A 753-nucleotide genomic window follows, 5' to 3' on the forward strand; every position below is an offset into this window, starting at 1 on the left:
TGGTTGAAAATCCGGTTCTGCAGCCGCGGCGCATCGTCGAGGACCTCCTGCGAGGCCAGCACGAAGGCGTAGAGCTCATGCAGCTGGATGATCTCGCCGGTTGCTGCCGCCTTGGACGCGATCAGCTGCGTGCCCTCGGAGCGCCAGGCCGCCTGGACGCCGGACGCGCCCCAAGGCGTGGTCTCGTCCTTTGCGATCGCGATCGAGTTGCCCTGCGTCGGCTCCGGATTACAGAAACCGAGCAGGTTCTGGTCGTCGAAAACGAGCGCCCAGATCTGTTCGCGATACTCGGTCGGCACCAGGAAGCCCTCGCCGCTGCCACCCTGGTTCTGCTGGAAATTGGTCGGCGCGGCGCCGAGGCGCGGATCGAGGCCGCCGCCGGTCATTGCGGTCCGAACGGAAACCGCGAATTCCGCAACGCTGCGGAAACCGCCGGTCCGCTCCGGATTGATATCATTGACGACGGTCGCCAGCGCCGCGCCGCCGAGCGCGGTCGAGGAGCCGAACAGCGCGGTCCGGCGCAGCTTCTTTTCCTCGGCGGCGATCTGCTTGTCGAGATCCGCGACCTCGGCCTCGAGCGCGTCGACCTTGGTCTCGAGCTCGGCGACCTGCGCGGTCTCGGCCTCGGTCGGATTGGCTTTCCCCTGCAGCGCGTTGAGCTGCTCGAGCGCGGTTTTGCCGTCCTTTGCCTTATTGGCGCGGGCCTGGCGCAGCTGCTTGATGTCCACTCGCATGGATCAGTGACTCCTGGTT

Annotated in this window: 1 protein-coding gene; it reads right to left on the minus strand. The window is 66.4% G+C overall.

Features of this window, described 5'->3' with window-relative positions; translation table 11 throughout:
* A partial coding sequence (locus tag AC628_RS41425) for a phage major capsid protein (protein WP_143202107.1) occupies positions 1 to 734 on the minus strand: 734 nt, incomplete at its 3' end.
* Positions 735 to 753: the final 19 nt, after the last annotated feature.

The organism is Bradyrhizobium sp. NAS96.2 (assembly GCF_001908235.1).
Classification (GTDB): domain Bacteria; phylum Pseudomonadota; class Alphaproteobacteria; order Rhizobiales; family Xanthobacteraceae; genus Bradyrhizobium.